Raw genomic sequence first — 4,356 nt, forward strand, 5'->3', positions numbered from 1 at the left:
CCGGCGGCTCCTTCGTCTACGACCCCTGGACCCTCTACGCCCGCGGCCTCATCACTGCCCCCAACATCGTCCTCGCCGGGATCGTCGGCTCCGGCAAATCCTCCCTCGCCAAGTCCCTCTACACGAGGTCGATCCCGTTTGGTCGCCGCGTGTATGTGCCCGGCGATCCAAAGGGTGAGCATACGGCTGTCGCGGAGGCGGTCGGCGGGCGGGCGATCGTGCTCGGGCATGGGCTCCGTAACCGGCTCAACCCCCTTGATGAAGGCCACCGCACATCCGGGGTGAGCGATGCGGAATGGGCGGCGCAAGTCGCGTCCCGCCGCCGGGAACTCATCGGCGCGCTCGCAGAGACCGTCCTGGATCGGGTGCTGTCACCGTTGGAGCACACCGCGATCGACCTCGCCCTCCAAGACACCGTCCGCACCGCTGACGTGCCAATCCTGCCGATGGTCGTCGACCGTATCCTCGCCCCTGACCCCGCGACCGACACCGACGGGAGGCTGGCAGAGGACGGCCGGCTCGTCGGCCACGCCCTCCGCCGCCTCGTCGCCGGCGACCTCGCGGGGCTGTTCGATGGTCCATCGACGGTCAGGTTTGACCCGTCGCTGCCGATGGTGAGCCTGGACTTGTCGCGGGTGGCGGAGAACAGCACGTTGATCTCGGTGTTGATGACATGCTCGTCGGCGTGGATGGAGTCGGCGCTGATGGACCCAAATGGCGGGCACCGGTGGGTGATCTACGACGAAGCCTGGCGACTCATGGCCCACCCCGCCCTCCTACGCCGCATGGACGCGCAATGGCGACTCGCACGGCACTACGGCATCGCGAACATGCTGATCTTCCACAAACTCACCGACCTCGACAACGTCGGCGACTCCGGCTCCGCGATGCGCGCACTCGCGAACAGCCTGCTGGCGAACGCGGAGACCAGGATCATCTACCGACAAGAACCCGACCAACTCGGAGCCACCGCCGCAGCCCTCGGACTCACCGGCACCGAACAGAAACTCCTCCCAGGACTCGGCACCGGACAAGGACTCTGGCGCATCAAAGAACGCTCCTTCGTCGTCCAGCACCAGCTCCACCCTGCCGAGCTCGCCGCGTTCGACACCACAGCACGAATGAAGGGCAACACCTAGAAGTTCCGATGAATATTGACGGTTTTGGCGGGAACTTCAAGGTCCAGGACGCTGCGGCGGTCTGTGGTGGTGGAAGTTCGGCGAACATCCATTCTGGCAGCGGCAGGTGCTGCTCAGATGTCGAGGTTTTCGACGGCAGGCTCGGTGAGAGCGTTGCGGATGGCGTTGAGAACTTCGGCGGGGAGCTCGGCCGCCGCCGCATCGAGGTCGGGGAAGACTCGGAGGCTGCGTTCGCCGGTCGACCACCAATCAGCGTCCCAGGTCCGCTCGTCTTCCCAGACTGGGTTGTCTTCACTCGGCGAGGACAGACGAGACCAGTCGGGGTCGTTGCGCGTGTGAATGGCAATTTGCTCCCGCGCAGTCAGGTAGACGCGAAAGGTCACGACTCGCAGGCCATCGCGCAGTTCGTAGCGGAGCAACTTGCGACCTGTGAAGCGCTTGGTCGTGACGACCGGGCCGTCTTGAACGTCGAGTTCGATCTGGGTCATTCGGGTGCGCTCCGTCTCCTTGTTGTGCCGCTCCACATACAGGCGCAGCCCGGCTACGACAGCGGCGGACATGCTTCCCGCGCAATCCGCAGCCGTATCGAAGAGTTCCACGTCGCTGTCTGCGACATAGATGTTCTTGGTAGCCATGAACATAAGTATGCGCATAGTGCGCTTCAGTGGTCAACCCGCCGATCCGAGGTCGGGGTGTTCGAGGGTGTCGAGGTAGCGGTTGGTGCTTCCGATGTCGAGGCCGAACAGGTCGCTGATGCGGCGGGCGTCGCCGCCGGTGGCGTGGACCTCGGCGAGGATGCGATCCTCGCGCAGCTTCTGTGGGCGAATGCCGGCCTGCTGCCACGGGTAGGTCCGGCTGGCGGGCATGAGCCGGGGCGCGGAGCGCTGGTTGACGATCAGGTGCGGGTTCTGCGAGTTCGGCCACTTCGCCTGGCGGTAGTCGAGCCATCGGGTCAGGCGCTCGCGCACCGGGTCGGCGAGGGGGATGCTGCGCCCGTCGAGGGTGAGGCGTCCGTCGGCTATGTCGGTGAGCAGCAGTTCGGAGACCTGCTTCGCGGTGAGCGCGTGGAACGCGACGAGCGCGACGGCCAGAGCGACTGCGGGGTGGGGCGAGTTCAGCTTCTCGCGCACCAGGGCGGTGTCCAGCGGCATCGGCACGGTGCTGTTGTGCTGGGTGCCCTTCATGCCGCGCGTCGGGTTGGCGAAGATGAGCTTGCGGGCTTTGAGGGTCTTGAACAGCGACCGCAGGCCTTGCTCGGTGAGGACTCGTTGGGCTCCGGCCTCGGGGAGTGCGGCGCGCACTTGCGCGGCAGTGATCTCGGCGAGGGACTGGTGGCCGGCTTCTGCCCAGGAGGTGACGGCGGGCACGACGGAGCGGATGCGGATGCGGACGGTCAACGGGTCGCGGGATCGTTGCCGGGGCGCGGTCGTGGCTCCGTCGAGCAGGATTCTCATCCAGACCTCGAGTTGCTCGCGCATGATCGGCGGCAGGCCCGCTGCCTTCTTCGTGAAGTAGGCCTCGATGGGGCGGGGCCGGTCTTCGATGAGGAGGTCTGCGGCGGCGAGCACGTCGATGGTGGAGACGATGTTGCCGTCGTAGCGCGGGAGCTGGAGCACATCAGTGGCCCTGATCTTCGCGGTCGGAGAGTCGCGGAGGGTCTGGAGCAGGCGCAGGGAGCGGATCACGTCGTTGCGCTGGCGGACGCTCCAGCCGAATGTCTCGGCGTGCTCGTTGACGATCGCGGCGCAGTATCGGGTCAGCTCGCTGTTCTCGATGAGCGCCTTCTGGCGCAGCATCTCGGGGTCGGGTGGCACGTCGATGAGGACGGGCTGGACCCATTCGGTCAGGATCAGCTTCTTCGGCGGCGGTCCGGGCCGGCCCCAGCCGCCGGGCGTCTTCCATCCGTTCGCGGGCTTCAGTCGCCGGGTCTTGGGGCGCTGGAAGATCATGTTGGCGAAGAAGAGCTGCTGCCCGTGCTTGTTCGCCCCGGCCAGGTCGAGGGCGCGGCCGGGTTCTTGCAGCATCCGCGCTTGTTCGAGGCAGAGGCGGCAGGCGCCCTGGTCACCGACCGTGGTGTCTCGACCGCAGTAGTCGCATACGCCTCGCGGGTAGTGCTGCCGCCACCAGCGGCACGTCCAGCACAGGAAGTTGTGCTGCGGGAACACGCCCCACGCCAGGCAGTCCTTGCAGGGACCGATCCTCTCGGGGCTGCGCGGGTGGCATCGCTGGCACAGCCCCTGACTGAAGTAGTCGCTCGCCGTTCCGCACCGCGAGCAGCGCGGCGGGGTGAAGGGGCCTCCGGGCAGGCAGTCGTAGCAGAAGTCCACGCGGGGCTTGCTCCACGCGACCCGCTTGCTCTGGCAACTGTTACACAGCGGCGGGACGCGCAGCGCCGCATCCTTGCCCGCCGCTGGACTCACAGCGGAGGCTCGGAGCGGGGTTTGCCGAACCGCGGCGTGATCTTGGGCGGCGCGCCGTTCTGGCCGTTGATCGTCTCGGCCTTCTGCGGGCGGCGGGCGGCGACCTTCTCCGGCTCGGGCACCATCAGATCAGACGGGGTGCAGTCCAGCACCACGCAGATCACATCGAGCTCGTCCAGCCGGATCGTCGGCGGGGTCCCAGCCCACCACGACGACATCTTCCCGGCGCTGATCTCCAGCCCTTCCGCGGCGAGGCGGCGGCGCATCTCGGCGGACTTCCAGATGCCGCGCTCGGCGGCTCTCATCCTCAGATTCCACTGCACGGGCGGCTCACCTTTCTTCCGCGAAGCGGGCCTCGACCCGCTGGTTGGCGTTGCGCCAGGCCAGCTCGACGTGCTCGCTGCGCACGTGGATATAGCCCGACGTCGTGGACAGCCACTGATGCCCCAACAGCTCCTGGATCGCTTTCAAGTCCATCCCCGACCCATACAACGAGGAGGCGCAGTAATGCCGCAGCACATGAGGCGTGAGCCGACCCGACCACGCCGGCAGGAACCGGTCAGTCTGGACCGACAGGCCCCGCCGCAGCGAGAAGTCGCTCACTCGTCCGCAACGGCCCAAGTCATCATCGAACCGTTCAGAAGGGAGCATCGGCGCGTCCGGGTTGTCCCAGTCCTCGCCGAACTGATGACGCACCTCGGCCAGCCACCAGTCGATGAGCTGGTCAGCACCGTTGATCGCAGGGACCAGGCGGGCCTTGAAGCCGCGCCCACGCGATCCCTTCCCGAACCGCACAT

General features: G+C 66.9%; 5 protein-coding genes. 1 reads left to right on the forward strand and 4 read right to left on the reverse strand.

The window, feature by feature from the left end; translation table 11 throughout:
- Positions 1 to 1,139: ATP-binding protein (locus ACTICP_RS15895; RefSeq protein ID WP_441894018.1), on the forward strand; the 1,139-nt coding region annotated here is incomplete at its 5' end.
- Positions 1,140 to 1,252: 113 nt separating this feature from the next.
- On the opposite strand, the gene ACTICP_RS15900 is transcribed toward ACTICP_RS15895, so the two are convergent.
- From ACTICP_RS15900 to ACTICP_RS15915, 4 genes are all read right to left on the reverse strand, one after another.
- Positions 1,253 to 1,774 carry an EXLDI protein gene (locus ACTICP_RS15900; protein WP_441894020.1) on the reverse strand — a complete coding sequence of 174 codons (522 nt, stop codon included), beginning with the start codon at positions 1,772 to 1,774 and terminating at the stop codon, positions 1,253 to 1,255.
- Positions 1,775 to 1,807: 33 nt separating this feature from the next.
- Positions 1,808 to 3,163 carry a hypothetical protein gene (locus tag ACTICP_RS15905; protein WP_441894022.1) on the reverse strand — a complete coding sequence of 452 codons (1,356 nt, stop codon included), beginning with the start codon at positions 3,161 to 3,163 and terminating at the stop codon, positions 1,808 to 1,810.
- Positions 3,164 to 3,555: 392 nt separating this feature from the next.
- On the reverse strand, positions 3,556 to 3,864 hold the full coding sequence (locus ACTICP_RS15910) for a helix-turn-helix domain-containing protein (protein WP_441894024.1): 309 nt from the start codon (positions 3,862 to 3,864) through the stop codon (positions 3,556 to 3,558).
- A 25-nt stretch (positions 3,865 to 3,889) separates the two neighbouring features.
- A partial coding sequence (locus ACTICP_RS15915; RefSeq protein WP_441894026.1) for a tyrosine-type recombinase/integrase occupies positions 3,890 to 4,356 on the reverse strand: 467 nt, incomplete at its 5' end.

Origin of the sequence: Microbacterium sp., assembly GCF_052102115.1 — a bacterium.
In the GTDB taxonomy this organism is placed as follows: domain Bacteria; phylum Actinomycetota; class Actinomycetes; order Actinomycetales; family Microbacteriaceae; genus Microbacterium.

What these genes read in the sequence shown, in the direction of transcription:
- ACTICP_RS15905 (WP_441894022.1), bottom strand. Translation starts at nt 3,163, where the DNA reads ATGCTGCAAGAACCCGGCCGCGCCCTCGACCTGGCCGGGGCGAACAAG.
- ACTICP_RS15900 (WP_441894020.1), bottom strand. Translation starts at nt 1,774, where the DNA reads ATGGCTACCAAGAACATCTATGTCGCAGACAGCGACGTGGAACTCTTC.
- ACTICP_RS15910 (WP_441894024.1), bottom strand. Translation starts at nt 3,864, where the DNA reads ATGAGAGCCGCCGAGCGCGGCATCTGGAAGTCCGCCGAGATGCGCCGC.